32 protein-coding genes are annotated in these 26,704 nt (G+C 53.6%); 15 read left to right on the top strand and 17 right to left on the bottom strand.

Features of this window, described 5'->3' with window-relative positions:
• Nucleotides 1-59: 59 nt before the first annotated feature.
• Complete coding sequence (gene rlmE / locus EGY08_RS18015; protein ID WP_004106110.1) at nt 60-689, bottom strand: 23S rRNA (uridine(2552)-2'-O)-methyltransferase RlmE; 630 nt, start codon at nt 687-689, stop codon at nt 60-62.
• A 124-nt stretch (nt 690-813) separates the two neighbouring features.
• Here rlmE and yhbY point away from each other — a divergent pair, with 124 nt between their 5' ends.
• Nucleotides 814-1,107, top strand: coding sequence for a ribosome assembly RNA-binding protein YhbY (gene yhbY, locus EGY08_RS18010; RefSeq protein ID WP_004139797.1), 294 nt, complete (start codon nt 814-816; stop codon nt 1,105-1,107).
• A gap of 152 nt (nt 1,108-1,259) precedes the next feature.
• Here yhbY and greA read toward each other — a convergent pair whose 3' ends face one another.
• A complete protein-coding gene (gene greA, locus EGY08_RS18005) occupies nt 1,260-1,736 on the bottom strand; it encodes a transcription elongation factor GreA (RefSeq protein WP_004125674.1) in 477 nt (158 codons plus the stop codon).
• 234 nt (nt 1,737-1,970) lie between these two features.
• Here greA and dacB point away from each other — a divergent pair, with 234 nt between their 5' ends.
• Nucleotides 1,971-3,404 carry a serine-type D-Ala-D-Ala carboxypeptidase gene (gene dacB, locus EGY08_RS18000; RefSeq protein WP_049114420.1) on the top strand — a complete coding sequence of 478 codons (1,434 nt, stop codon included), beginning with the start codon at nt 1,971-1,973 and terminating at the stop codon, nt 3,402-3,404.
• A gap of 44 nt (nt 3,405-3,448) precedes the next feature.
• Here dacB and cgtA read toward each other — a convergent pair whose 3' ends face one another.
• The 4 genes from cgtA to rplU all read right to left on the bottom strand — a co-directional run bounded on the left by cgtA (nt 3,449) and on the right by rplU (nt 6,286).
• Nucleotides 3,449-4,621: an Obg family GTPase CgtA gene (gene cgtA / locus EGY08_RS17995; RefSeq protein WP_004125676.1), complete on the bottom strand. Its 1,173-nt coding sequence runs from the start codon at nt 4,619-4,621 to the stop codon at nt 3,449-3,451.
• A 15-nt stretch (nt 4,622-4,636) separates the two neighbouring features.
• Complete coding sequence (locus EGY08_RS17990) at nt 4,637-5,602, bottom strand: DMT family transporter (protein ID WP_004125677.1); 966 nt, start codon at nt 5,600-5,602, stop codon at nt 4,637-4,639.
• A gap of 95 nt (nt 5,603-5,697) precedes the next feature.
• Complete coding sequence (gene rpmA / locus EGY08_RS17985; protein WP_003861831.1) at nt 5,698-5,955, bottom strand: 50S ribosomal protein L27; 258 nt, start codon at nt 5,953-5,955, stop codon at nt 5,698-5,700.
• A 19-nt stretch (nt 5,956-5,974) separates the two neighbouring features.
• Nucleotides 5,975-6,286 (bottom strand): 50S ribosomal protein L21, encoded by a 312-nt coding sequence (gene rplU / locus EGY08_RS17980; RefSeq protein WP_004106123.1) that lies wholly within the window; start codon nt 6,284-6,286, stop codon nt 5,975-5,977.
• A 259-nt stretch (nt 6,287-6,545) separates the two neighbouring features.
• Here rplU and ispB point away from each other — a divergent pair, with 259 nt between their 5' ends.
• On the top strand, nt 6,546-7,517 hold the full coding sequence (gene ispB / locus EGY08_RS17975) for an octaprenyl diphosphate synthase (RefSeq protein WP_004125678.1): 972 nt from the start codon (nt 6,546-6,548) through the stop codon (nt 7,515-7,517).
• A gap of 199 nt (nt 7,518-7,716) precedes the next feature.
• Nucleotides 7,717-7,989 carry a DNA-binding transcriptional regulator SfsB gene (sfsB, locus tag EGY08_RS17970; protein ID WP_004125679.1) on the top strand — a complete coding sequence of 91 codons (273 nt, stop codon included), beginning with the start codon at nt 7,717-7,719 and terminating at the stop codon, nt 7,987-7,989.
• Between the two features lie 56 nt (nt 7,990-8,045).
• Here the strand turns inward: sfsB and murA are convergent, their stop codons facing one another.
• The 7 genes from murA to mlaF all read right to left on the bottom strand — a co-directional run bounded on the left by murA (nt 8,046) and on the right by mlaF (nt 12,852).
• A complete protein-coding gene (gene murA / locus EGY08_RS17965) occupies nt 8,046-9,305 on the bottom strand; it encodes a UDP-N-acetylglucosamine 1-carboxyvinyltransferase (protein ID WP_004125680.1) in 1,260 nt (419 codons plus the stop codon).
• Between the two features lie 54 nt (nt 9,306-9,359).
• On the bottom strand, nt 9,360-9,614 hold the full coding sequence (gene ibaG / locus EGY08_RS17960; protein ID WP_087828333.1) for a BolA family iron metabolism protein IbaG: 255 nt from the start codon (nt 9,612-9,614) through the stop codon (nt 9,360-9,362).
• Between the two features lie 135 nt (nt 9,615-9,749).
• Nucleotides 9,750-10,040, bottom strand: a complete 291-nt coding sequence (gene mlaB / locus EGY08_RS17955; protein WP_004125681.1) for a lipid asymmetry maintenance protein MlaB — start codon at nt 10,038-10,040, stop codon at nt 9,750-9,752.
• Nucleotides 10,040-10,675, bottom strand: coding sequence for a phospholipid-binding protein MlaC (mlaC, locus tag EGY08_RS17950; RefSeq protein ID WP_004125682.1), 636 nt, complete (start codon nt 10,673-10,675; stop codon nt 10,040-10,042). The genes mlaB and mlaC overlap by 1 nt, the downstream gene beginning before the upstream one ends.
• 18 nt (nt 10,676-10,693) lie before the next feature.
• Entirely contained in the window at nt 10,694-11,245 is a 552-nt protein-coding gene (mlaD, locus tag EGY08_RS17945; RefSeq protein WP_004125689.1) for an outer membrane lipid asymmetry maintenance protein MlaD, read from the bottom strand.
• Between the two features lie 4 nt (nt 11,246-11,249).
• On the bottom strand, nt 11,250-12,032 hold the full coding sequence (gene mlaE, locus EGY08_RS17940) for a lipid asymmetry maintenance ABC transporter permease subunit MlaE (protein ID WP_004125690.1): 783 nt from the start codon (nt 12,030-12,032) through the stop codon (nt 11,250-11,252).
• A 7-nt stretch (nt 12,033-12,039) separates the two neighbouring features.
• On the bottom strand, nt 12,040-12,852 hold the full coding sequence (gene mlaF, locus EGY08_RS17935) for a phospholipid ABC transporter ATP-binding protein MlaF (protein ID WP_004125691.1): 813 nt from the start codon (nt 12,850-12,852) through the stop codon (nt 12,040-12,042).
• A 209-nt stretch (nt 12,853-13,061) separates the two neighbouring features.
• Between mlaF and EGY08_RS17930 the strand changes: the two genes are divergently transcribed.
• The 11 genes from EGY08_RS17930 (at nt 13,062) to npr (ending at nt 20,953) form a co-directional block, all read left to right on the top strand.
• On the top strand, nt 13,062-14,039 hold the full coding sequence (locus EGY08_RS17930; protein ID WP_049115716.1) for a calcium/sodium antiporter: 978 nt from the start codon (nt 13,062-13,064) through the stop codon (nt 14,037-14,039).
• On the top strand, nt 14,036-15,040 hold the full coding sequence (kdsD, locus tag EGY08_RS17925) for an arabinose-5-phosphate isomerase KdsD (RefSeq protein WP_004125696.1): 1,005 nt from the start codon (nt 14,036-14,038) through the stop codon (nt 15,038-15,040). Before EGY08_RS17930 ends, kdsD begins: the two co-directional genes overlap by 4 nt.
• A gap of 14 nt (nt 15,041-15,054) precedes the next feature.
• On the top strand, nt 15,055-15,621 hold the full coding sequence (gene kdsC, locus EGY08_RS17920) for a 3-deoxy-manno-octulosonate-8-phosphatase KdsC (protein ID WP_004125698.1): 567 nt from the start codon (nt 15,055-15,057) through the stop codon (nt 15,619-15,621).
• A complete protein-coding gene (gene lptC, locus EGY08_RS17915) occupies nt 15,618-16,193 on the top strand; it encodes an LPS export ABC transporter periplasmic protein LptC (RefSeq protein ID WP_004125700.1) in 576 nt (191 codons plus the stop codon). The genes kdsC and lptC overlap by 4 nt, the downstream gene beginning before the upstream one ends.
• Nucleotides 16,162-16,707, top strand: coding sequence for a lipopolysaccharide ABC transporter substrate-binding protein LptA (gene lptA, locus EGY08_RS17910; protein WP_004125703.1), 546 nt, complete (start codon nt 16,162-16,164; stop codon nt 16,705-16,707). Before lptC ends, lptA begins: the two co-directional genes overlap by 32 nt.
• A 6-nt stretch (nt 16,708-16,713) precedes the next feature.
• Nucleotides 16,714-17,439 (top strand): LPS export ABC transporter ATP-binding protein, encoded by a 726-nt coding sequence (gene lptB / locus EGY08_RS17905; RefSeq protein WP_004125705.1) that lies wholly within the window; start codon nt 16,714-16,716, stop codon nt 17,437-17,439.
• A 47-nt stretch (nt 17,440-17,486) separates the two neighbouring features.
• Nucleotides 17,487-18,920: an RNA polymerase factor sigma-54 gene (gene rpoN, locus EGY08_RS17900; protein ID WP_004125708.1), complete on the top strand. Its 1,434-nt coding sequence runs from the start codon at nt 17,487-17,489 to the stop codon at nt 18,918-18,920.
• Nucleotides 18,921-18,942: 22 nt separating this feature from the next.
• Nucleotides 18,943-19,230: a ribosome hibernation promoting factor gene (hpf, locus tag EGY08_RS17895; protein WP_004125711.1), complete on the top strand. Its 288-nt coding sequence runs from the start codon at nt 18,943-18,945 to the stop codon at nt 19,228-19,230.
• A gap of 65 nt (nt 19,231-19,295) precedes the next feature.
• Nucleotides 19,296-19,784, top strand: coding sequence for a PTS IIA-like nitrogen regulatory protein PtsN (gene ptsN, locus EGY08_RS17890; protein ID WP_004125714.1), 489 nt, complete (start codon nt 19,296-19,298; stop codon nt 19,782-19,784).
• A gap of 45 nt (nt 19,785-19,829) precedes the next feature.
• On the top strand, nt 19,830-20,684 hold the full coding sequence (gene rapZ, locus EGY08_RS17885; protein ID WP_004106169.1) for an RNase adapter RapZ: 855 nt from the start codon (nt 19,830-19,832) through the stop codon (nt 20,682-20,684).
• Entirely contained in the window at nt 20,681-20,953 is a 273-nt protein-coding gene (gene npr / locus EGY08_RS17880) for a PTS phosphocarrier protein NPr (RefSeq protein ID WP_004106170.1), read from the top strand. Before rapZ ends, npr begins: the two co-directional genes overlap by 4 nt.
• A gap of 53 nt (nt 20,954-21,006) precedes the next feature.
• Here the strand turns inward: npr and mtgA are convergent, their stop codons facing one another.
• The 4 genes from mtgA to EGY08_RS17860 all read right to left on the bottom strand — a co-directional run bounded on the left by mtgA (nt 21,007) and on the right by EGY08_RS17860 (nt 26,034).
• On the bottom strand, nt 21,007-21,732 hold the full coding sequence (gene mtgA / locus EGY08_RS17875) for a monofunctional biosynthetic peptidoglycan transglycosylase (RefSeq protein WP_123828724.1): 726 nt from the start codon (nt 21,730-21,732) through the stop codon (nt 21,007-21,009).
• Entirely contained in the window at nt 21,729-22,382 is a 654-nt protein-coding gene (gene elbB / locus EGY08_RS17870; protein ID WP_004125720.1) for an isoprenoid biosynthesis glyoxalase ElbB, read from the bottom strand. The genes mtgA and elbB overlap by 4 nt, the downstream gene beginning before the upstream one ends.
• A gap of 234 nt (nt 22,383-22,616) precedes the next feature.
• Complete coding sequence (gene arcB / locus EGY08_RS17865) at nt 22,617-24,956, bottom strand: aerobic respiration two-component sensor histidine kinase ArcB (RefSeq protein ID WP_123828723.1); 2,340 nt, start codon at nt 24,954-24,956, stop codon at nt 22,617-22,619.
• Nucleotides 24,957-25,098: 142 nt separating this feature from the next.
• Complete coding sequence (locus tag EGY08_RS17860; RefSeq protein ID WP_032741965.1) at nt 25,099-26,034, bottom strand: TIGR01212 family radical SAM protein; 936 nt, start codon at nt 26,032-26,034, stop codon at nt 25,099-25,101.
• Nucleotides 26,035-26,704: the final 670 nt, after the last annotated feature.

The raw sequence follows: 26,704 nt of genomic DNA, 5'->3' as shown, positions 1-26,704 counted from the left end.
AACAGCGTCAGGATACTCTATATCCAGCGTCTTTCAAACTTTCGTTTGAAATCTGCCGGTTATGGTTTACGCCCGGTCGCTACAATATACACTTCACGCGAACGGGCGCGAGAAGAGTCCGGCTTACGAACTTTGACCTTCGTAAACAGGGAGCGAATCTCTCTTAGATACTCATCGAAACCTTCGCCCTGGAACACCTTCACTACAAAACTACCACCTGGCGCTAATACATCACGAGCCATTCCAAGCGCCAGTTCCACCAGATACATGGCCCGGGGAATATCCACCGCCGGTGTTCCACACATATTTGGCGCCATATCGGACATGACAACTTGTACTTTACTGTCACCTACACGCTCAAGTAACGCTTTCAGGACTAATTCATCACGAAAGTCGCCCTGAAGGAAGTCCACACCAACGATTGGATCCATAGGTAAAAGATCGCAAGCAATGATGCGGCCGCTGTTACCGATCTGCGTAACCGCGTATTGCGACCAGCCACCGGGTGCAGCGCCGAGGTCAACTATCGTCATCCCCGGTTTAAAAATCTTGTCACTTTGCTGTATTTCATCAAGTTTAAACCAGGCACGGGAACGTAACCCCTTTTTCTGTGCCTGCTGAACATATTTATCGCTAAAGTGTTCCTGAAGCCAACGACTTGAGCTGGCAGAACGCTTTTTACCTGTCATTTAACATTCCCATTTCGGGTTCATCGTACTTCGCGACGTAAAAATCGACGCGGTAGTTTGGCGATATATGGGAGATGGCGGTAGAATGAACCGTTTTCAATCCCAACGTAAGCAAAAAAATACGATGAATCTGAGTACTAAACAAAAACAGCACCTGAAAGGTCTGGCACATCCGCTCAAGCCGGTAGTTATGCTTGGCAACAATGGTTTGACCGAAGGGGTACTGGCCGAGATTGAACAAGCGTTAGAGCACCATGAACTTATCAAGGTGAAGATCGCCTCGGAAGATCGCGAAACTAAAACCTTGATCGTGGAAGCTATCGTGCGCGAAACCGGCGCCTGTAATGTACAGGTCATCGGTAAAACGCTGGTTCTGTACCGCCCAACTAAAGAGCGTAAAATCTCGCTGCCACGCTAAGAATATCCTGGTTATCGACACAACTTTGTGTAAATCGAGGGTTTTCTGCGGGTAGGCGAGCAAAATGCCATGCTCTGGACGCTGATAAAAGGCCGCTACGCGGCCTTTTTCCTTTCTTTACAATCCATCAACATCGTAGCGTTAAATTCGGATTAAAGGTACTCAACCTTCAGAATTTCGAATTCGACTTCACCGCCCGGTGTACGGATTACCACAACATCATCCTGCTCTTTACCGATTAAACCACGTGCAATCGGTGAGTTAACAGAGATTAGATTTTGCTTAAAATCGGCCTCATCATCGCCGACGATACGGTAAGTTTGCTCTTCATCCGTATCGAGATTCAGAACGCTGACCGTCGAACCAAAAATCACCCGGCCATTGTTAGGCATTTTAGTGATGTCGATAACCTGCGCGTTCGACAGCTTTGCTTCAATATCCTTAATGCGGCCTTCACAGAAGCCCTGCTGTTCGCGGGCAGCATGATACTCTGCATTTTCTTTCAGATCGCCGTGCTCGCGCGCATCAGCGATGGCAGCGATGATTTCAGGGCGGCGTACGGACTTCAGGAAATCCAGTTCTTCGCGCAGTTTTTCAGCGCCACGTAAGGTCATCGGAATAGCTTGCATTTGTTATACCTCTTTTTCATTCCTTCATGGAGCAGACAATACCGCTCCGCAGCCGGTCAAGACTTGAGCAGGGCCGGAGCAAAAGAAAACCGACCCGGAAAGTCATCCCCAGGTCAGCAGCAATTTTCAATTTGATACGTATTTTACCCTGAAGTTCACTATGGGTCATCGTTTACTTTACAGGGCGATGCACCGTAGTATGACGGACTGGTTTCAGGCTGTTAGCGCGAGATTATGCGATTTTCCAGATTTATCATCGGATTGACTGCCGGTATAGCGCTTAGCGCTCAGGCAGCGAATATTGACGAGTACATCAACCAGCTTCCTGCGGGCGCAAACCTTGCCTTTATGGCGCAGAAGGTGGGATCCCCAACGCCGGAGATAGACTATCATAGCCAGCAGATGGCGCTCCCGGCCAGCACCCAAAAGGTGATAACCGCGCTTGCTGCGCTGCTGCAGCTGGGTCCGGACTTCCGCTTCACCACCACGCTGGAAACGAAAGGCAGTCTTGATGGCGGTGTCCTGAAAGGCGACCTTATTGCGCGCTTTGGCGGCGATCCTACCCTTCGGCGTCAGGATATTCGTAATATGGTGGCCACGCTGAAGAAAGCCGGCGTCCAACGAATTGAAGGTAATGTCCTGATCGATACCTCCATCTTCGCCAGCCATGACAAAGCGCCGGGCTGGCCATGGAACGATATGACGCAGTGCTTTAGCGCCCCGCCGGCGGCGGCTATTGTCGATCGAAACTGTTTCTCCATCTCGCTCTATAGCGCGCAAAAACCGGGCGATCTGGCATTTATTCGCGTGGCGTCTTACTACCCGGTGACCATGTTCAGCCAGGTACGAACGCTGGCGCGTGGCTCTTCTGAAGCACAGTACTGTGAGCTTGACGTGGTTCCCGGCGATCTGAACCGATACACCCTGACCGGCTGTCTGCCGCAGCGCAGCGAGCCGCTGCCGCTGGCTTTCGCTATCCAGGATGGCGCCAGCTACGCCGGCGCAATTCTGAAAGCGGAGCTGACCGATGCTGACATCACCTGGAGCGGTACGCTGCTGCGTCAGACGCTGGCGAACGATCCGGGTACCGTCCTGGCGAGCACCCAATCTGCGCCGCTGCACGATCTGCTGCGTATTATGCTGAAAAAATCGGACAACATGATCGCCGATACGGTATTCCGCACCATTGGACATGCCCGCTTCAGCGTACCGGGTACCTGGCGAGCCGGATCCGATGCCGTACGGCAGATCCTGCGCCAGCAGGCCGGCGTCGATCTCGGGAATACCATTATTGCCGATGGCTCAGGTCTGTCGCGCCATAACCTCATCGCGCCAGCCACGATGATGCAGGTGCTGCAGTACATCGCCCAGCACGATAACGAGCTCAACTTTATTTCGATGCTGCCTCTGGCCGGCCACGATGGTTCTCTGCAATATCGAGCGGGTCTGCATCAGGCCGGCGTTGATGGCAAAGTTTCGGCGAAAACGGGTTCACTGCAAGGGGTGTATAACCTGGCCGGTTTCATCACCACCGCCAGCGGGCAGAAGATTGCGTTCGTGCAATACCTGTCTGGCTACGCCGTGCCTCCGGCCGACCAGCGTAATCGCCGCATTCCGCTAGTGCGCTTCGAAAGCCGATTATACAAAGACCTCTATCAGAACAACTAAAGCAAAAGGGCCGCATCATTGGCGGCCCTTTCGTTTGTTCAGGATTAACGTTTGTAGATGAATTCGACGCCTTCTTCGTCGTCTTCGTCCCAATCATCATCCCAGTCTTCATCATCTTCTACTTCAGCTTCTTCAAGCTGCTGACGATGATAGTCGTCCCACATAAACTCGACTTTTTCTGCCGGCTTCGCTTCTTCCGCATGGACAATCGGGTTTTCGATGATAAAGGTCATCACGTCCCAGCACAGGTCTTTTACGCCCTGCTGGCTGGCCGCCGAAATCAGGTAGAACTTATCTTCCCAGCCCAGCGCCTGCGCGATAGCTTTTGCTTTCGCTTCCGCCTCAGCTTTGTCCATCAGGTCAATCTTGTTAAAGACCAGCCAGCGCGGCTTAGAAGCCAGTTTCTCACTGTATTTTTCCAGCTCGCCGATAATAATCCGCGCGTTCTCAACGGGATCGGATCCGTCAATCGGCTCGATATCGATGAGATGCAGCAGCACGCGACAGCGCTCCAGGTGCTTCAGGAAGCGAATACCGAGGCCTGCGCCTTCCGCTGCGCCTTCAATCAGCCCAGGGATATCCGCCACCACAAAGCTCTTCTCGTTATCCATACGCACCACGCCGAGGCTTGGCACCAGCGTCGTAAACGGATAGTCAGCGACTTTAGGCTTGGCAGCGGAAACGGCACGAATAAAGGTCGATTTACCCGCATTCGGCATCCCCAGCATCCCGACGTCCGCCAGCAGCATTAACTCCAGCTGCAGATCGCGCTTATCGCCCGGCGTCCCCATCGTCTTTTGACGCGGAGTACGGTTGACGGATGATTTGAAACGGGTGTTGCCCAGCCCGTGCCAGCCGCCTTTGGCGACCATCAGGCGCTGACCATGCTTGGTCATATCGCCCATCGTCTCGCCGGTCCCCTGGTCGATTACACGGGTCCCTACCGGCACTTTCACCGTCACGTCTTTACCGCGTTTACCGGTACAGTCGCGGCTCTGGCCGTTTTGCCCGCGCTCGGCGCGGAAAGACTTCTCAAAACGATAGTCGATGAGGGTGTTCAGGTTTTCGTCCGCTTCAAGCCAGACGTCACCGCCATCACCACCGTCACCGCCGTCCGGGCCGCCTCTGGGGATATATTTTTCGCGGCGGAAGCTAACGCAACCATTGCCGCCATCACCTGCTACGACCAGGATCGTTGCTTCATCAACAAACTTCATTTTACTCTCCGTAAATCATTCGCCTGAGCGGGGGAGCGGCACAACCGCTTCTCGCTTACGCCATCGTCCCCAAAGACGATGACCGACGGCGGAATACATCGCGCCCGCAACCACGACAAACGCACCGAGATAACCCATCAGGTTCAACAGCGGTCTGGCGAAAACGTCGGGCCAGGCCAGTGATAATAAATCTGAAAATAGCAGCGTAAACAACGGTGTTAAGGTAATCAACGCGCTCACCTGCGCTGCCTGCCAGCGCGCCATCGCTTCCGCCAGCGCACCGTAGCCTACCAGGGTGTTTAGGCCGCAAAAAACCAGGCAGGCCAGCTGCCAGTCGCTTAATGCCAGTACCTGCGAAGGCTTCGCTAATGGCAATAGCGATATCGTACATAAAGTGTACAGCAAAAAAAGGATTTGCTGTGACGCCAGACGCCGCAATAACACCTTTTGCGCGACGCCGTAGCATACCCATACCGTCGCCGCCCCGACGCCGAAAATTACCCCCCACGTGTAGTCCGTCAGGCGAGTAAAAATCTCGATCAGGCTGGTGTTAAAAAACATCACCAGACCGCTCACCAGCATCAGCGCTCCCACAACCTGAGTGCCGCGCATTTTTTCTTTAAGGACAAAAACGCTGGCCACCATCATGCCGACCGGGGACAGCTGGCCAATCACCTGAGAAGCGGTGGGGCTGAGATATTGCAAGGAAGAACTAAACAGAATGAAGTTACCGAACAAACCACCCGTCGCAATGACCAGCAGTATCAACCACCGCGGCTTACGAAAAATACGCAGCGGAGGCAGCTTTCTTTTCATGGCCAGGATGGCGCCAAGACCAAAACTTGCCATCAAAAAGCGATAAAAAACCACCGTCGGCGGCTCCATCACTTCAAGAACCTGCTTCATTGCGATCGGCAGGGCCCCCCAACACATCGCCGTGGTGAGCGCTAAAAGAATGCCGATGCCGGCCTGCTGCTTCATGCCCGTTTTCCCTGCAGAAAATTTTCCGGGTTTTCAATGTAAAAAGCCCCGCAACACGTTGCGGGGCTTTAATCCGTTACCGGACCACGAAAAACTTACTCAGCAACGATGCTGATGTATTTACGGTTGTTCGGGCCTTTAACTTCGAATTTCACTTTACCGTCTGCTTTAGCAAACAGAGTGTGGTCACGACCGCAACCTACGTTAGTGCCAGCGTGGAATTTGGTGCCACGTTGACGAACGATGATGCTACCCGCCAGAACGGATTCGCCACCGAAACGCTTAACGCCCAGGCGTTTAGCTTCTGAATCGCGACCGTTACGAGTTGAGCCGCCAGCCTTTTTATGTGCCATTTAAATCTCTCCTCAGGTCTTAGGCGCTGATGCCAGTAATTTTCACATCAGTGAACCACTGACGATGGCCCTGCTGCTTACGGTAGTGTTTACGACGACGAAACTTAACGATTTTAACTTTCTCGCCACGACCGTGTGCAACAACTTCAGCTTTGATTACGCCGCCCTCAACGAAAGGAACGCCGATTTTAATTTCTTCACCGTTTGCGATCATCAGCACTTCTGCGAACTCAACAGCTTCGCCAGTTGCGATGTCCAGCTTTTCCAGGCGAATGGTTTGACCTTCGCTTACTCGGTGTTGTTTACCACCACTTTGGAAAACCGCGTACATATAGAACTCCGCTTCCGCGCACCTCTTCGTATGATTCAGAGTGCGCTATAAATATTCACAATAGGGCGCGAATATTACGCAAAACGCGAGCCTTTGACAAGAGCGATCAGCGATCAACGCAGAAAAAAAACACAACTTTCACTCCAGCGTTTATCTGCGGCAATTTTTCAGTACAATCACATCTTCTTTTAATTCTATCTTAATCCTTCTGTGATCCTATTGGATACGCGGGAACAGGACATTTGGCCCGGCTTTTGCGATGAATTTAGAAAAAATCAATGAGTTAACCGCGCAGGATATGGCGGGCGTCAATGCGACAATTCTTGAGCAACTCGACTCGGATGTTCAGCTTATCAACCAGTTAGGCTATTACATCGTTAGCGGAGGCGGTAAACGCATTCGCCCGATGATCGCCGTGCTGGCCGCGCGTGCCGTTGGATATCAGGGAAACGCTCACGTCGCCATTGCTGCGCTGATCGAATTTATCCATACCGCCACCCTACTACATGATGACGTCGTCGATGAGTCTGATATGCGCCGGGGCAAAGCCACCGCAAACGCCGCTTTTGGCAATGCCGCTAGCGTGCTGGTTGGCGATTTCATCTACACCCGCGCCTTTCAGATGATGACCAGCCTCGGCTCATTGAGAGTGCTGGAAGTGATGTCGGAAGCCGTTAACGTCATTGCTGAAGGCGAAGTCCTGCAGCTGATGAACGTGAACGACCCGGATATCACCGAAGAAAACTATATGCGGGTCATTTACAGCAAGACCGCCCGTTTGTTTGAAGCCGCGGCCCAGTGCTCCGGGATCCTGGCCGACTGCACCATGGAGCAAGAGAAAGCGTTACAGGACTATGGGCGCTATTTGGGTACCGCTTTCCAGCTGATTGACGATCTGCTTGACTACAGTTCGGATGGTAAGCGGCTGGGTAAAAACGTCGGTGATGATCTGAATGAAGGCAAACCCACCCTTCCGCTCCTGCACGCTATGCAACACGGCAGCGCAGAACAGTCCGCCATGATCCGCGGAGCGATCGAGCAGGGTAACGGCCGCCATCTACTCGAAGCCGTGCTGGAAACCATGGCAGCCTGTGGCTCGCTGGAATGGACCCAAAAACGCGCGGAGGAAGAGGCTGATAAAGCAATTGCCGCCCTCCAGGTCCTTCCCGATTCTCCGTGGCGTGAAGCGCTAATTGGTCTTGCCCACATCGCCGTGCAGCGCGACCATTAACCCCTCCTCTCACTTTCCCGCGTAGAATCGCGGGAAAGTTCCAGTAAGCGCCATTAAAGTCATTTTCAACCTCACTTCTTGATTTATTCTTAATATCAAAGCCATTAAAAGAACTTGTTAGAACATTACTGGAACTCAAGGTATAGTCATTTTGTCGCCCATTAAGGGACGAACGGAATGTTTATTACCAGGAGAATTTATGGATAAGTTCATCGACTGGCATCCGGCGGATATTATTGCCGGATTACGCAAAAAAGGGACGTCGCTGGCAGCTGAATCGCGGCGTAATGGTTTAAGTTCTTCAACGCTCGCCAATGCGCTGAGTCGGCCCTGGCCCAAGGGCGAGCTGATTATCGCTCACGCGCTGGAAACCGATCCGTGGGTAATATGGCCATCGCGCTATCACGATCCCCATACCCACCAGTTTATCGACAGAACGCAGATGATGCGTCAGAGGAAGAATAACAAATAAAGCGAGGTTGCAGACAACAGCCCCCGGACATACGTCAGAGGGCTGCTGCAATAGGGTTATTCGGCTTTCACGCGTTCGATATTCGCGCCAAGCGCCTGAAGTTTGTCTTCGATACGTTCGTAGCCGCGGTCAATGTGGTAAATACGATCGACAATCGTCGTACCTTCCGCAATGCAGCCCGCCAGCACCAGGCTGGCTGACGCACGCAGATCGGTCGCCATTACCTGGGCGCCAGAAAGCTGCTTCACGCCGTGGCAAATCGCCGTATTGCTCTCGATTTCCGCATGCGCGCCCATACGGATCAGCTCCGGGATATGCATGAAACGGTTTTCGAAAATCGTTTCGGTGATCACGCCGGTTCCTTCTGCAACCAGATTCAGCAAAGTGAACTGAGCCTGCATATCGGTCGGGAAACCCGGGTGCGGGGCAGTACGAACGTTGACGGCCTTCGGACGATTGCCGTGCATATCGAGGCTAATCCAGTCCTCGCCCGTTTCAATGTCCGCGCCGGCGTCGCGTAGCTTGGCCAGAACCGCATCAAGGGTATCCGGCTGGGCATTGCGGCACAGAATCTTACCGCCAGAAATCGCCGCCGCCACCAGGAACGTCCCGGTTTCAATACGATCCGGCAGAACGCGGTAGACGCCGCCGCCAAGGCGCGCTACGCCTTCGATGGTGATACGATCGGTGCCCTGACCTTTGATCTTCGCACCCAGCGTGTTGAGAAAGTTCGCGGTATCGACAATTTCCGGCTCGCGCGCGGCGTTTTCGATAACGGTGGTGCCTTCCGCCAGCGTCGCAGCGCTCATGATGGTGACGGTAGCGCCAACGCTGACCTTATCCATCACAATATGCGCGCCTTTCAGGCGTCCATTAACTGACGCCTTGACATAACCTTCTTCCAGTTTGATTTCCGCACCCAGTTGCTCAAGACCGGTAATGTGTAAATCAACCGGGCGCGCGCCGATGGCGCAGCCGCCGGGGAGTGATACCTGTCCCTGACCAAAACGCGCCACCAGCGGACCCAGCGCCCAAATCGAAGCACGCATGGTTTTGACGAGATCATACGGCGCACAGAAAACGTCGACCGGGCCGGCATCGATCCATACGGAGCCGTTGCGCTTAACGTTCGCGCCCAGCTGGCTCAGCAGTTTCATGGTGGTATCGATGTCTTTCAGCTTCGGTACGTTCTGGATCTCAATCGGCTCTTCGGCTAATAGCGCGGAAAAGAGGATTGGCAGGGCGGCGTTTTTCGCGCCGGAAATAGTGACCTCGCCCTGCAGGCGAGTAGGCCCCTGAACACGGAATTTATCCATTGATTCTGTTCTCTGTTAAGAATTCACATATGCTGCGGGGAACACCCCCACAGCTTATAAGCCATTTAGTTTGCGGTCTCGCGCCCACTCCTGCGGGGTAAACGCTTTTATCGACAGAGCATGGATGCGGTTATCGGCAATATATTCCATCAGCGGGGCATAGATAGCCTGTTGCTTCTTGACCCGACTCATGCCGTCGAACATCTCACCCACAGCAATAACCTGAAAGTGGCTGCCATCGCCAGAGACGTGGATTTCCTGAAGGGAGAGTGCGCTCATCAGCACGGTCTGAATTTCATGATTTTCCATGGGCTACATTTATCTGATAGTGAAAACAGCCCAACATCTTAGAGGAAAGTGGCGCTGTCTTAAACAAGCAAAAAGCCCCATCGAAAAGTTTGATGGGGCTTTCAGAATAGCTTCAGCACTAAGGCACTGAAAAAGTTATGGGATCATATCGGCAGGAAGGTTATACAACCTGACCAGGGTTTGCAGATTTTCACTCTTACCGGTCAACTTCGCTTCCCCGCCCTGCCGACGAACCAGTGCGATAAAATGCACTAATAGCGCCAGCCCGGCGGTGTCCACGCGGGTCACGGCGCTCAGGTCGATTGCGGACACGCCATCCGTCGCCTGAGCGCGCGCTTCCCACAGCGGGACCAAAAGATCCTGGTCCAGCTCTCCGCGCAGCGCCAGCGTCTCACCATCGCGAGTCCAGCTCAGCTGCCCGGTCATTATTTTTTCTGTTCCAGAGTAATCGGCTGCGCTGAGCTTGCCTTCAGCTGCGCCGTCAGACCATCAACGCCTTTAGTACGCAGCAGGTCGCTCCACTCGTTTTGTTTAGTGGTGATCATGCTCACCCCTTCAGCAATCATGTCGTACGCCTGCCAGTTACCGGTCTGGGTATTTTTACGCCACTGGAAATCCAGGCGCACCGGCGGACGGCCATTAGGATCGAGGATGGTGACGCGAATAGGAACAATGGTCGCGCTGCCCAGAGGCTGCTCAGGGGCAATCTGATAGGTCTGACCGTGATACATCGCCAGCGCCTGGCCATAGGCCTGTTTCAGATATTCGCGGAAAGCGGCGAAATAGGCTTCACGCTGCGCCGGGGTCGCTTCTTTGTAATAACGCCCTAACACCAACGCGCCGGCGTATTTCACCTGAACATAGGGCAGCAGTTCCTGATCGACGATGTCGCGCAGGTAGTTCGGGTTAGCCTGAATCTTAGGCTGCTCGTTCTTCAGGCGATCGAAGGTTTTCTGCGCCGCTTCGTCCATCAGCTTATAAGGATTGGATTGGTCCGCGGCGGTTGCCGCAGTCAAAGGGGCAATCACCAGCATGGCGACCATTAGTAAGCGTTTAAACATGTCTTATCTCTCCTGAAATTAGTGCGTCGTGCCGGCTGGCGGCGTAGCGTCAGTATGACTCTCCCCGGCAGACTGTTCATCGCCAGAATTCTTATTGTCGCTACCTTTACTGTTATAAAGGAACTGGCCTATCAAATCTTCCAGCACCATTGCGGATTTGGTGTCCTGAATGGTACCGCCATCTTTAAGGATAGTGGTTCCCAGCTCAGGATCTTCAAACCCGATGTTCATCGCCAGGTACTGTTCGCCCAGCAGACCGGAAGTTCGGATCGCCAGCGAGCTGGTATCCGGGATATGGTTATAGCGCTCATCAATATCGAGAGCGACGCGAGGCAGGTAGGTTTTAGGGTCAAGCGTAATATCCGCCACGCGTCCAACGACAACGCCGCCAATTCGCACCGGAGAGCGCGCTTTCAGACCGCCGATATTGTCAAAAGTGGCATAGAGCCGATAAGTCGGTTCGGTACGTAAAGAGGTGACATTTGCCGCCTTCAGGCAGACAAACAGCGCGGCCAGCAGCGCAACCAGTAAAAACACCCCTACCCAGATTTCATTTTTTCTCGTTTGCATGAACTCAATTCCCAAACATCAGCGCAGTCAGCACAAAATCCAGCCCCAGAACCGCCAGCGACGCATGCACCACGGTACGCGTCGTCGCCCGGCTAATCCCGGCGGAAGTGGGGATAGCGTCATAACCGTTAAATAACGCGATCCATGTTACCGTAATGGCAAAAACCAGACTCTTAATCAGGCAGTTAACCAGATCCATCCGCCAGTCAACGGCGTTTTGCATCGCGCTCCAGAAGAATCCGCCATCGATGCCCTTCCAGCTGACACCGACCAGCGAGCCGCCCCAAACGCCGACCGCCACAAAAATAATCGTTAACAACGGCAGTGAAATCACCCCCGCCCAGAAGCGCGGAGAGATCACGCGGCGAAGCGGGTCGACCGCCATCATCTCCATGCTGGAGAGCTGCTCGGTTGCGCGCATCAGGCCAATTTCGGCAGTCAGCGCCGAGCCGGCACGCCCGGCAAACAACAGCGCAGCGACCACCGGCCCCAGCTCACGCAGCAGCGATAGCGCCACCAGCATGCCCAGACTGGTTTCGGCGCTATAGGTGGTCAACACCAGATAGCCCTGCAGACCCAGCACCATACCGATAAACAGCCCCGATACAATGATGATCAGCATTGATAGCACGCCAACGTTGTACAGCTGACGCACCAGCAGCGGCGCATGCTTGCGAAACTCAGGCTTGCCCACAACCGCGTTGAAGAGCATTAATCCAGCACGCCCAAACGTCGCGATAGTTTTAATACCGCGATGCCCAAGCGCGGCTAGCGCATTTAACAACATGAGTCGCTTAACTCCCTTTGCCCAATAAATCATGATGATAATCACCCGCCGGATAGCGGAACGGCACCGGGCCGTCGGCGATACCATCAATGAACTGACGAACCCGAGGATCGGCATTTTCCCGCAGCGACTGCGCACTCCCGTGCGCTACCACCTTTTTGTCCGCCACGATATATGCGAAGTCCGCGATGCTGAGCACCTCTGGCACATCATGCGAAACCACGATACAGGTGACACCCAGGGTGCTATTGAGTTCAGAAATCAGCTTCACCAGCACCCCCATCGTAATGGGGTCCTGCCCGACAAAGGGCTCATCGAACATGATTAAATCAGGTTCCAGCGCAATCGCCCTCGCCAGCGCGGCACGGCGGGCCATGCCGCCGGAAAGCTCAGATGGCATCAGCTTCGCGGCTCCGCGTAGTCCGACGGCCTCCAGCTTCATCATCACCGTAGTGTGCAGCAGCGCTTCCGGCAGACGCGTATGCTCGCGCAGCGGATAAGCGACGTTATCGAAAACGTTCAGGTCGGTGAACAGCGCGCCGGACTGAAACAGCATGCTCATACGCTTGCGGACGGTATACAGGCGCGAGCGCGACATCTGCGGTACGTTTTCACCATCAAACAGGATCTCGCCTTTGTCGGGCGGGATCTGACCGCCGATCAGACGTAACAGGGTGGTTTTGCCGATCCCTGATGGCCCCATTATCGCGGTGATCTTGCCGCGGGGTACCGATAGCGAGATATCATCGAAGATCACCCGATCGCCCCTCGAGAAGCGAATACCGCGCACTTCGACTAGATTCGCCGAACTCTGGCTCATAAAATCATCCTTACTAGACACCCGTCGGGCTAAGCATGGCGCTTTCTTTCACCACAAACCCAACATTTTTACAGAATCTTACCCGCCCGGGTTAGCGAAAGCTGGCATTTGTTTTACTTTTGGCACACATAAAGTCAAAATTAAGAATTCGTTACGCTGCCTACGGACGGCCAGCGAGGCGACGATTATACCTGAAGAAAGGACTTTAGATGCTCTTAGCGACGGCTCTGTTAATTATTGGTTTATTGCTGGTTGTCTACAGCGCCGATCGTCTGGTCTACGCCGCTTCAATACTCTGCCGTATGCTGGGAATCCCCCCCCTTATTATAGGGATGACGGTGGTCAGCATCGGTACCAGTTTACCGGAAGTCATTGTTTCTGCTGCCGCCTCCCTGCATGGACAAACCGATCTGGCGATCGGAACCGCTCTCGGATCGAATATCACCAATATTCTGCTGATCCTCGGCCTCACCGCTCTGTTTCAACCTTTTACCGTGCATTCTGATATCCTGCGCCGCGAATTACCGCTAATGTTGCTGGTCAGTTTACTGGCAGGATTCGTTCTGTATGACGGGCAGCTCACGCGGATAGACGGCCTTTTTTTGCTGGCGCTGGCCGTACTGTGGCTGCTGTTTACCCTTAAGATTGCCCGCCTTGCGGAACGCCAGGGGAACGACAGCCTGACCCGTGAACAGCTGGCGGAGCTGCCGCGGGAAGGCTCGCTTCCCGTCGCGCTGCTCTGGTTGGGCGTCGCGATGATAGTGATGCCGATGGCCACGCGGATGGTGGTGGATAACGCCACGGTGCTGGCAAACTTTTTTGCCATCAGCGAACTGACCGTCGGCTTAACGGTCGTTGCCATCGGCACCAGCCTGCCCGAGCTGGCCACCGCCATTGCCGGAGCGCGAAAAGGCGAAAATGACATCGCCATCGGCAATATCATTGGCGCTAATATTCTTAATATCGTACTGGTTCTCGGGCTCCCCGCGCTGATTGCGCCAGGCGCCTTTGCCGCCGAGGCCTTTAGCCGCGACTATGGTGTCATGCTGCTGGTCAGCCTGATCTTCGCGGTGCTGTGCTGGCGTCGTAAACAACAGCCCGGTCGCCTTGCCGGTGCCCTGCTGCTGGGTGGTTTTGTGCTTTGGTTAGCGATGCTGTACTGGACAGCGCCGCTCTTCGTTGAATGATTCGGGATAACATTATGTCGCAAATAGATTTGCCAGCGGATTTTGACTTTCAACGGGCAGGCCGTGAGGTGCTGGACATTGAACGTGAAGGTCTGGCCCAGCTCGATCAATATATTAATGAAGACTTTACCCGTGCCTGTGAGACCATTTTTCGCTGTACCGGTAAAGTTGTGGTGATGGGAATGGGTAAATCCGGCCATATCGGGCGAAAGATGGCCGCAACTTTCGCCAGCACCGGGACATCATCATTCTTCGTCCATCCCGGCGAGGCCGCGCACGGCGATTTGGGCATGGTCACCCCATGCGACGTAGTGATCGCGCTATCTAACTCCGGGGAATCAAATGAAATTCTCGCCCTGATTCCAGTCCTCAAGCGCCTGCAGGTGTCGCTTATCTGTATCACCAGCCGACCAGAAAGCAGCATGGCGCGCGCGGCGGATATTCATCTGTGTGTGAAAGTGCCCAAAGAGGCTTGCCCGTTAGGGCTGGCCCCCACCTCAAGCACCACCGCCGCGCTGGTCATGGGCGATGCCCTTGCCGTAGCGCTGCTGGAAGCCCGCGGTTTTACTGCTGAAGATTTTGCGCTATCGCATCCTGGCGGCGCGCTGGGCCGTAAGCTACTGCTGCGGGTCAATGATATTATGCACACCGGCGATGAAATTCCGCATGTTGGCCTGGGGGCCACGCTGCGCGATGCGCTGCTGGAAATCACGCGCAAAAATTTAGGCATGACCGCTATTTGCGACGACGAAATGAATATCATCGGCATTTTCACCGATGGCGATCTGCGCCGCGTCTTTGATACCGGCATTGATATGCGTAACGCCAGCATCGCCGAAGTGATGACGCGAGGCGGTATCCGTATCCGTCCCGGTACGCTGGCCGTTGATGCGCTGAACCTGATGCAGTCCCGTCATATCACCTGCGTGCTGGTTGCAGATGGCGACCGTCTGGTAGGTGTGATACATATGCACGATCTCCTGCGCGCGGGCGTAGTGTAAGTAAGGAAAAAATAATGAATAATGCTGATGCCCTGATAGCGACCTGCTATGGTCCGGTAAGCCAGGGTTTTATTGACCGGGCAGCGAAGATCCGTTTACTGATACTTGATGTGGACGGCGTTCTGTCCGACGGTCTTATCTATATGGGCAACAACGGCGAAGAGCTGAAAGCGTTTAACGTGCGCGACGGCTACGGTATCCGCTGCGCCCTGACTTCAGAGATTGAAGTGGCGATAATTACCGGGCGAAACGCTAAACTGGTGGAAGATCGCTGCCAGACGCTCGGCATCACTCATCTCTACCAGGGGCAGTCTGATAAGCTGCTGGCGTTTCATGAGCTACTCAATAAACTGGCCGTTAGCGCGGATGAAGTGGCCTATATTGGCGACGATCTGATCGACTGGCCGGTGATGGCGGAAGTGGGTTTAAGCATAGCGGTAGCCGATGCGCATCCGTTGCTCCTCCCGCGCGCGGATTACGTTACTCGTATCAACGGCGGTCGCGGAGCGGTACGCGAAGTGTGCGATTTGCTACTATTGGCGCAGGGCAAGCTGGATGAGGCCAAAGGGCAATCTATATGAGTAAAACCAGACGTTGGGTTATTATTTTACTATCGCTGGTCGCGCTGATCCTGATCGGCCTGAACCTGGCGAGTACGGACGATGCCACCCAGCAAGCGATCAATCCTGACGATCCGACGTATACCAGCGAGCATACCGATACCGTCGTTTATAGTCCCGAAGGGGCGCTTAACTACAGGCTAATAGCGGAACACGTAGAGTATTTTTCCGAACAGCAACTCTCGTGGTTCGCAAAACCGGTGATGACCACCTTCGATACGAATAAAGTACCAACCTGGTCTATCAAAGCGGATAAAGCTAAGTTGACGAATGACCGCATGCTGTATCTTTACGGGCACGTTGAGGTTAATGCGCTGACGGCGGATTCTCAACTGCGCAAAATTACGACGGATAACGCCCAGATAAACCTGGTGACGCAGGATGTTACCTCCGATGACATGGTGACGTTGTACGGAACAACATTTAATTCCAGCGGCCTGAAAATGCGCGGGAACCTGCGCAGCAAAAATGCCGAGCTGATTGAAAAGGTTAGAACCTCATATGAAATTCAGAACAAACAAACTCAGCCTTAAGATTGCGCTCGCCAGCGCCTTACTGGCCGCCAGCCTGTCGGCACAGGCCAAGACGGGTGATACCGATCAGCCGATTCATATTGAATCCGATCAGCAGTCGCTGGATATGCAGGGCAACGTCGTCACCTTTACGGGTAATGTCGTCGTCACTCAGGGAACGATCAAAATCAACGCCGACAAAGTCGTCGTGACCCGCCCGGGCGGCGAAAAAGGCAAAGAGGTTATCGATGGCTATGGTAACCCGGCTACCTTCTACCAGATGCAGGATAACGGCAAACCGGTAAAAGGCCGCGCGTCAAAAATGCATTATGAACTGCAAAACGACTTTGTCGTGCTGACCGGCAATGCGCATCTGGAACAGATCGATAGCAATATCCAGGGCGACAAAATCACTTACCTGGTGAAAGAGCAAAAAATGCAGGCCTTCAGCAATAAAGGCGGGCGCGTGACCACGGTTCTGGTTCCTTCGCAGCTGCAGGACAAGGGTAGCGATCAGTCAAAGAAGGGTAAGTAATTCGTTATGGCAACATTAACCGCAAAGAATCTTGCTAAAGCCTATAAAGGCCGCCGCGTTGTAGAAGACGTCAGCCTGACCGTGAATTCGGGTGAGATTGTTGGCCTGCTAGGCCCAAACGGCGCCGGTAAAACCACTACCTTCTATATGGTTGTTGGTATCGTACCGCGCGACGCGGGCAACATTATCATCGATGATGAAGACATCAGCCTGCTGCCGCTACACGCGCGCGCGCGTCGCGGAATCGGCTATTTGCCGCAGGAGGCCTCCATTTTCCGCCGTCTCAGCGTTTACGATAACCTGATGGCGGTATTGCAGATTCGCGACGATCTGAGCAACGAGCAGCGTGAAGATCGCGCGAAAGAGCTGATGGAGGAGTTTCACATTGAGCACCTGCGCGATAGTCTCGGCCAGGCGCTCTCCGGTGGTGAACGCCGCCGCGTCGAGATCGCCCGCGCGTTGGCGGCTAACCCGAAATTCATCCTGCTGGATGAACCCTTTGCCGGCGTTGACCCCATCTCCGTTATCGATATCAAACGCATTATTGAACACCTGCGCGACAGCGGCCTTGGCGTCCTGATAACCGACCATAACGTCAGGGAAACGCTGGCCGTTTGCGAGCGTGCCTATATCGTCAGCCAGGGCCACCTGATAGCCCACGGTACGCCGCAGCAAATCCTTGAAGACGAGCAGGTTAAGCGCGTGTATCTTGGGGAAGACTTCAGACTCTGATAGGGTAGAGGTTACAGACGTTTTAGCCGGAGATATTGGCCCTGAATATGAAGCAAGGTTTGCAATTAAGGCTAAGCCAACAGCTTGCCATGACGCCACAACTGCAGCAGGCGATTCGTCTACTGCAGCTGTCCACGTTAGAACTCCAGCAAGAACTCCAGCAGGCGCTGGACAGCAACCCGTTGCTGGAGCAAACCGATCTTCACGATGAGGTAGAAACCAAAGAGGCTGAGGATCGCGAATCTCTGGATACCGTCGACGCCCTTGAGCAAAAAGAGATGCCCGAAGAGCTGCCGCTTGATGCCAGCTGGGATGAGATTTACACCGCCGGAACGCCATCAGGCAACGGCGTCGATTACCAGGATGACGAACTGCCCGTCTATCAGGGTGAGACCACGCAAAGTCTGCAGGATTACCTGATGTGGCAGGTTGAACTTACGCCATTCACTGATACCGATCGCGCCATCGCGACCTCTATCGTCGATGCCGTTGATGATACCGGCTACCTGACGATTTCTATCGAAGACATCGTGGAAAGTATTGGCGACGATGAAATCGGACTTGAAGAAGTTGAGGCGGTTCTCAAGCGCATTCAGCGTTTCGACCCCGTCGGCGTGGCGGCGAAAGATTTGCGCGATTGCCTGCTGGTCCAGCTTTCACAGTTTGCCAAAGAGACGCCGTGGATTGAAGAAGCCCGTCTGATCATCAGCGATCATCTCGATCTGCTGGCCAACCACGACTTCCGCAGCCTGATGCGTGTAACCCGCCTCAAAGAAGAAGTGTTAAAGGAAGCGGTAAATTTGATCCAATCGCTGGATCCGCGCCCGGGGCAGTCGATCCAAACTGGCGAGCCAGAATATGTCATTCCTGACGTTCTGGTACGTAAAGTGAACGATCGTTGGGTGGTTGAACTCAATTCAGATAGCCTTCCGCGCCTGAAGATCAATCAGCACTATGCCGCTATGGGTAACAGCACGCGCAATGACGCTGACGGCCAGTTTATCCGTAGCAACCTGCAGGAAGCGCGCTGGCTGATCAAGAGCCTGGAGAGCCGCAACGACACCCTTCTGCGCGTCAGCCGCTGTATCGTCGAACAGCAGCAGGCTTTTTTTGAACAAGGCGAAGAGTTTATGAAACCGATGGTGCTGGCGGATATCGCTCAGGCCGTCGAAATGCATGAATCCACTATTTCACGCGTTACTACGCAAAAATACCTGCACAGTCCACGCGGTATTTTTGAGCTGAAGTATTTCTTCTCCAGCCATGTGAACACTGAAGGCGGCGGCGAAGCATCGTCGACGGCTATTCGCGCGCTGGTGAAGAAATTAATTGCCGCGGAAAACCCCGCGAAACCATTGAGTGACAGTAAGCTCACCACCATGCTATCCGATCAGGGTATTATGGTGGCACGGCGAACCGTTGCTAAGTACCGAGAGTCTTTATCCATTCCGCCGTCAAATCAGCGCAAGCAATTGGTTTGACCCAACCGATAAGGAAGACACTATGCAGCTCAACATTACAGGACACAACGTCGAGATAACCCCCGCCATGCGCGATTTCGTTACCACGAAGTTCAGCAAACTGGAGCAGTTTTTCGACAGGATCAACCAGGTCTATATTGTGTTAAAAGTGGAGAAGGTGACGCAAATTGCGGACGCCAATCTGCATGTCAACGGTGGCGAAATCCATGCCAGTGCGGAAGGGCAGGATATGTATGCTGCTATCGATGGACTTATCGATAAGCTGGCAAGACAGTTAACAAAACATAAAGATAAACTGAAACAACACTAATTGTCCGGGCAATCGCCTACGCCAACCGCCTGCCGGCGGTTGGCAAGGAGAGCTCAGGTGAAATTATGATAAATAACGATTCGGCTCTACAACTGAGCAATGTCCTTAACCAGGAATGTACCCGTAGCCAGGTTCACTGCCAGAGCAAGAAACGCGCGCTGGAAATCATCAGCGAGCTGGCGGCAAAGCAGTTAGGCTTATCGTCCCAGATAGTGTTCGAGGCGATCCTTACCCGTGAGAAAATGGGCAGTACCGGGATTGGCAACGGCATTGCAATTCCCCACGGCAAACTCGAAGAGGATACGCTGCGGGCCGTGGGCGTGTTTGTCCAGCTGGAAACTCCCATTGCTTTCGATGCTATCGACAACCAACCCGTCGATCTGTTATTTGCCCTTCTCGTCCCGGCCGATCAAACTAAAACGCATCTGCATACGCTCTCGCTGGTGGCGAAACGTCTGGCCGATAAAACAATTTGCCGCCGTCTGCGCGCTGCGCAAAGCGATGAAGAGCTGTATGAAATCATCACTGAAGCGGGAAGCAATAATGAGGCGTAACGAAAGCCGCACCTTACGCTTTTTCGTACTGAGGAGAAACGGTACATGGTACTGATGATCGTCAGCGGCCGTTCAGGGTCGGGGAAATCCGTCGCCCTGCGAGCGCTGGAAGATATGGGTTTTTACTGCGTGGATAACCTGCCGGTTGTGCTCTTACCTGAGCTGGCGCGCTCGCTCGCTGACAGAAACATCTCGGCCGCGGTCAGTATTGACGTGCGCAACATGCCTGAGTCGCCGGAAATCTTCGAGCAGGCGATGAAAAATCTGCCCGCAGAATTTTCACCTCAACTGCTGTTCCTGGATGCCGATCGTAACACCTTGATTCGCCGCTACAGCGACACGCGTCGTTTGCATCCCCTCTCCAGCAAAAACCTGTCGCTGGAGAGCGCCATTGATGAAGAGAGCGACCTGCTGGAACCTCTGCGTTCCCGCGCTGACCTGATCGTCGATACCTCAGAAATGTCGGTACATGAGCTGGCAGAAATGCTGCGCACGCGTTTGTTAGGCAAGCGCGAACGCGAGCTGACGATGGTGTTTGAATCCTTTGGATTTAAGCATGGTATTCCTATTGATGCCGACTACGTTTTTGACGTGCGCTTCCTGCCGAACCCGCACTGGGATCCAAAACTGCGTCCCATGACCGGCCTTGATAAACCCGTTGCCGCCTTCCTCGACCGGCACACGGAAGTTCACAATTTTATCTACCAGACCCGCAGCTATCTTGAGCTATGGTTACCTATGCTGGAGACCAATAACCGCAGCTATCTGACGGTGGCCATTGGTTGTACCGGTGGTAAACACCGTTCGGTTTACATCGCCGAACAGCTGGCTGACTACTTCCGCTCGCGCGGCAAGAACGTGCAGTCTCGTCATCGGACGCTGGAAAAACGCAAATCATGACCGTTAAGCAAACCGTTGAAATCACCAATAAGCTGGGCATGCACGCTCGCCCGGCGATGAAGCTGTTTGAATTAATGCAGAACTATGATGCTGAAGTGCTGCTGCGCAATGATGAAGGAACTGAAGCTGAAGCGAATAGCGTAATTGCCCTGCTGATGCTTGACTCAGCTAAAGGGCGTCAGATTGAGATTGAAGCTAACGGCCCGCAAGAAGTGGAGGCGCTGGCAGCGGTTATCGCGCTGTTCAACGCCGGGTTTGATGAGGATTAGATTTCACTCCCCCGGTCGCAGCGCGCCTTCCGGGGTACTGAGCCGTGAAATCATCAATGTAGCTGATTCGCCCGCATAAACCCTTCCCCACCTAATTGCCTCATCTGGCGCAGGATCCACGCCTGGCGGCTGCGAATATAACCTGACGGCGCGTCAGCGCGAAAGCGAATGGGATTAGGCAAGACCGCCGCTAAAAGCGCGGCTTCAGCAGCCGTTAATCTACTGGCCGGTTTGTGAAAATAGCGCTGCGATGCAGCTTCAACGCCAAACGTCCCTTCACCAAACTCAGCAATATTCAGATAAACGGTGAGGATCCGCTTTTTGCTCCAGACCGTCTCAATGCCAACGGTCAGCCCCGCCTCCAGCCCTTTCCTTAGCCAGCTGCGACCATCCCACAGGAACAGGTTTTTTGCCGTCTGCTGCGACAGGGTTGATGCACCGCGGATGCGGTTCTCATTGCGTTCATTGTGCGCCAGCGCCTTCTCAATCGCTGGGACGTCAAACCCCCAGTGCTCCGGGAATTTCTGGTCTTCCGCGGCAATAACCGCCAGCCCCATCCACGGAGAAATTTCATCCATGCCCACCCAATCGGAATGGGCGATGTAATGAAAATTCCCTGAGAGCCATGCGCCGAGCTGCCGCTCCAGCATCACCGCTGAAAACGGGACGGGGACGATGCTAAACAGAGCAACCCCGCCGCCCCATAGCACCGCGCAAGCCAGCAGTAGCCTCAGGAAAAAACGTTTAATCAAGCGCAACGGCGAAAAGCGAAATGTCATGCCGTCAGAACCAATACGCGAGAAACGAGTTTTTCAATGCCGCTCGCCGCTTCGGCGATGTTCTGCGCCAGCATATACGCGGGAGTCGTCACCACTTTGTTGTCTTCATCAACCACAATGTCGTCGACCGGGCAAGGCACATGTTCGGCCCCCATCTCCTCTACCGCATCGGCGGTATCAAGATCGGTACCAATAGTTACGCGTAGCGGAATAGAAAATATTTTCGGCAACAGCGCCGGAGCGATACAGATAAAGCCCAACGGTTTACCCGCCTGATGCATCGCCAGCGCCAGTGTCTTAAGATCGCTATCCACTTCACATTCACTTCCCTGCGCAGCAAAGCTGCTGAGGTTCTTTGCCGCGCCAAAACCTCCGGGCACAATCAGCGCGTCCAGCGCATCCGCCCGTGCGTTTGCTAAAGGCTGAATCTCTCCGCGCGCGATACGCGCCGCTTCCACGAGCACATTACGGCTTTCCGCCTGCGCTTCGCCGGTCAGGTGATTGATAACATCGGTTTGCGCTTTATCAGGCGCATAGCAGATAGCCTGAGCGCCGCTGCGGGCAATAGCCAGCAGAGTAATAACGGCTTCATGAATTTCGCTTCCGTCATAAACGCCGCAGCCGCTCAGCACCACACCAATTTTCTTCATCACATCAGCCCCTTAGTACAAGTTTATGAAAGCAGTCAAAAATTTTGAATTACTCGCTATGCTTCACATATTTTACTGTTTCATGTAACAAACTATTTAAGGTTTGCTATCTTAATGAGCGAGTAAGCCAAATCCTCAGGTTGCGCCGTGTAAAAAAATCACTCAAATGATTCTGGCGTAACGACCAGTTCCCTGGTGTTGGCGCAGTATTCGCGCACCCCGGTTTATCCGGGGTCATTTTTTATCTGCCGCCGCGACCCACGCTTTCAGCACCGCGACATCGTTTTGCCACTCTGATTTCATCTCTTCAACCCATTCACCCACGTTATCCGACCACGCAGGTAAATCCGGCGTTTGAATCTGCTGCCCTAACTGCTGGATATGGCGCAAACCGATTGAGCCCGCAGCCCCTTTAATCTTATGACCCTCATCGACAATGCCTTTCTGGTCGCGAGCGGTTAAATTGGATTCCAGGACCGCCAGGTAGCCCGGCATCATTCTTTCAAAAACGGCCAGACCGTCATTAATCAGCTTCGGCCCTACCAGTTCGATATACTGCTCAAGCATCGGAATATCCAGTACGGAAGCCGATTTACTGATATCTACAGATGGCATCTCATTCTCCTCCTCTTCCGGCGCATCCCAGAATTTTTTGATAATCGCGGTTAATGCCGGAACCGATAACGGCTTGCTCAGAACATCATCCATTCCCGCTTCCAGATACTCATTCTTGTTCTTCAGGACGTTAGCGGTAAGCGCCACCAGCGGCGGGAGCTCATCGGCGGCAAAGCGTTGTTTCAGCTGACGAGAAATATCGAGTCCAGTCATATCCGGCAGTTGAATATCAAGCAGAACCAGATCGTACTCGCCGGGTACAAACATCTCCAGCGCAGCCTTACCGGTCATCGCCACATCCACGCTATTGCCCAGCTTCTCCAGTACCGAGCGCGCCACGATCACGTTGAGCTCAATATCTTCCACCAGCAGCACGTTCAGCGCAGGTAATGGCATTTCATCTTCCGCCAGCGTGTCTTCAACCTCTTCAGCCACGGCCGGAGCGTGTACGGTAAGCGTAAAAGTCGCGCCTTTACCCGGGAGGCTGGCAACGCTAATGTCGCCGCCCATATTCCGCGCCAGACGCCGCGACACGGCGAGGCCGATGCCGGTACCTGTCGCTGGCTTGCCGCCCTGGCTATCTTTCACCTGGTAATACATGGCGAAAATTTTATCCTGTTCCGCTTCAGGGATGCCAATGCCTGAATCCTCCACTTCAAAGTGCAGGATGTCTCCTTCGTCATAGCGCACGCGGACATTCACGTTTCCACCCTGCGGGGTAAACTTCACGGCGTTACTGATAAGATTCCACAAGATCTGGCGTAAACGCGTTCCGTCGGTGATCACTTTATGCGGCAGCGGAAGCGAAGGATCCAGCACAAAGCGCAGCCCTTTCTGCTGCGCCTGCAGACCGGAGAGGTTTTCGAGGTCGGCCAGGAAGCCGGTAAAGTCCACCGGCTGGTTATCCAACTGAATTTTACGCCGCTCCATCTTATCCATCTCAATAATATCATTGAAGATATTGCCCAGCGTTACCGCTGAGACGTGGATGGTTTTCAGGTATCTTTCCTGTTCGTCGGTCAGGTCGGTATCGAGAAGGATTCGGCTCAGCCCAACAATGCCGTTAAGCGGCGTACGCAGCTCGTGGCTAATCGTTGAGATAAAGGTGGTCTTATCGCGGCTGGCCCGCTCCAACGCGTCCTGATAGCGCTTACGTTCCGTAATATCACGACCGAACCCCATCAGGCCGCGCCGCTTACCGACGCGGTCATAATAGGGCACTTTGCGAATTTCAAAGCAGGCCTTGCGCCCGTCCGGATAATCCAGCCACTGCTCGTAGGTGAGCGAGACGTTATGGCGGAAGACTTTCTCATCCGTCTCCAGCACCTTCTCCGCCACCTCTTCGCTGTAGACATCCTGTGGCTTCAGATGAATAAGCTGTTTTTCGCTTTTACCGGTCAGCAGTTCCATGGCGCGGTTACAGCCTGAAAACTCTTTATCTTCATTACGATAGAAAACCAGGTCCGGTGAAGCGTCAAGGAAGGAGCGCAGAAAGGAAGATTGCTGTTCAAGCTGAATTTGCGTTTCTTCACGTTCCTTCATCTCAACTTTCAGCTGCTCAAGCGTCGTTTCACGTTCCGCTTCAGCTTTTTCACGTTCGCCGATTTCCTGGTTAAGCTGGGCGATATTATCCTTAAGCTGCACATTCAGCTTGAGATCGCGCTCGCGCATCTCCTCCAGTTTCTCCACCAGCCGCGAAAGACGCTGCCGGGACTCTTCCAGTTGCTCAACCACCACCGACAGGAAATAGACCGCCCACGGGGTAATCAGCAAGCCAAAGAAGATAGAGCGGATCACATCAATACTTTCCACCTGGCCGTGCAGCACCATAGTTACGGCCATCTGCACGACGATCGCCAGCACCACCAGCGCAAAGGCCAGCAGCATGGAAAAGCGCACCAGACCCAGCTTCATCATCAGATCAACATAATACTGCGCCAGCATACGGATTTGCTTCATAAGGGATTCCTTCGCGACAACTTCGCACAATAATACTCAATTCTGAGCAAGACGCTGTAAGTTGTGCGAAAAATGCGGGAAGGATTGTAGTTACGCGCCTGCCTGCGGGTAGCAGTTAGCCGGAATGCAGCTGGCGATGACGTTATTCGGCAGCGGCCGGAGATCTCCAGCAACGACCAATAGCTGACCCCTGGACGCCATATTCATTGAGATATTTATCCAGCTCAACCATCCCGGTCCACCGGTTCTCACACCACAGCGGCGCCAGCAGCGTAGGACGTCGGGCGCTGGCGGAAATACGGTGATAAATCACCTCTGCCGGGGTATGACGGATCATCTCGCCTGCGGTGACCGTATAGTCCGCCAGATCAATACCGTTCAACCTTCCGGCCTGCCACGCCCTGGCCATAATACTGCCCTTCACAATATGAAGTGGATGTAGCTTAATGCCGTCTACGCCGGTCTCTACCACCTGTTTTAGTGTCTCAAGGCATTCGCTCTGCCCTTCGCCCGGCAGGCCAACAATAAGGTGGCTGCACACTTTGAGACCCCGCTCGCGCGCCAGGCGGGCTGTACGCTGGTAGCAGGCAAAATCGTGGCCGCGATTAATTCGGCGCAGCGTTTTATCGTGCGCGGTTTGTAAACCCAACTCGAGCCAGACTTCATAACCCTGCTGCCGATATTCAGACAGCAGATCCAATACCGCTCCAGGGACGCAGTCCGGGCGAGTGCCCACGCAGAGCCCGACGATATTAGCCTGGCTGACCGCCTGCTGATACATGGAGCGCAGCACCTGTACCTCGGCAAAGGTGCTGGTATAAGCCTGGAAATAGGCCAGGTAGCGTTTGGCGCGATTAACCCGCTGCGCCTGATGGGCCAGCTGTTCAGCGATCGAGCTGTGCTGCTGTTCTTCATCAGCAAAAGAGGCGACATTACAGAACGTACAGCCGCCGCGGCCAATGGTGCCATCGCGATTTGGGCAGCTAAATCCACCATGCAGCGTCAGTTTATGAACCTTTTCACCGTATCGGCGCATAAGATCCCCACCAAACATATTGACTAATTTTTGTAACTGCATAATCTGATAGACCGGCCTTAAGAAAGGGGCCAAGCCTGCCATTTTTAGCTACCGACGGCGATGACCTGGATCAATCGTCAACGCGGCCGCTTATCTCATTGCATAAACAATCAAGATAACTGCAATTTAATTCACCTTCATGGTAATGACTTTTCCTTATATATAACCTCTGATTTGCCATTATCTTTACCAGGGCATAAAACAGTATTAGTCACTTTTAATTAAACAAAAACCAGTTTAAAAAACTGCAATAAATAAACAGTTCAGCACAGAACGATAATACCGTGCCGTCGATATAGTGAGACAGATCACACTCGATCAAGTCGTTCCCTACGCCTCACCAGCATTCAAAAGGCCATTATTTTCTTAAAAATCATTATATTAGATGTTGTATAGCACATTTTTGTATAAATAAGATTGCCATTTGACGTATGTGTGGATTCCCGATAAGTTGGGAATCCGCTGGAAGCTTTCTGGATGAGCGCTCTGCTCATCATATTTATGCAGTAATTGAGATTCCCTCTTAACAGCAAGTCCTCAAACTTGTGTACCGACGCGAAAAGGATTTAAAGAGGGCGAATGCGAGGTGTAAACCCCGTCGCCATACTCTTTCTGTGCCCGTGCGCAATCGGTATCGGAGGGTATCCCGTAGAGCCTGGGGAGGTTCACT

Source organism: Klebsiella sp. FDAARGOS_511 (assembly GCF_003812845.1).
Classification (GTDB): Bacteria; Pseudomonadota; Gammaproteobacteria; order Enterobacterales; family Enterobacteriaceae; genus Klebsiella; species Klebsiella grimontii.
The sequence above is the reverse complement of the archived record's forward strand: the minus strand, read 5'-3'. Positions and strand labels throughout refer to the sequence as shown.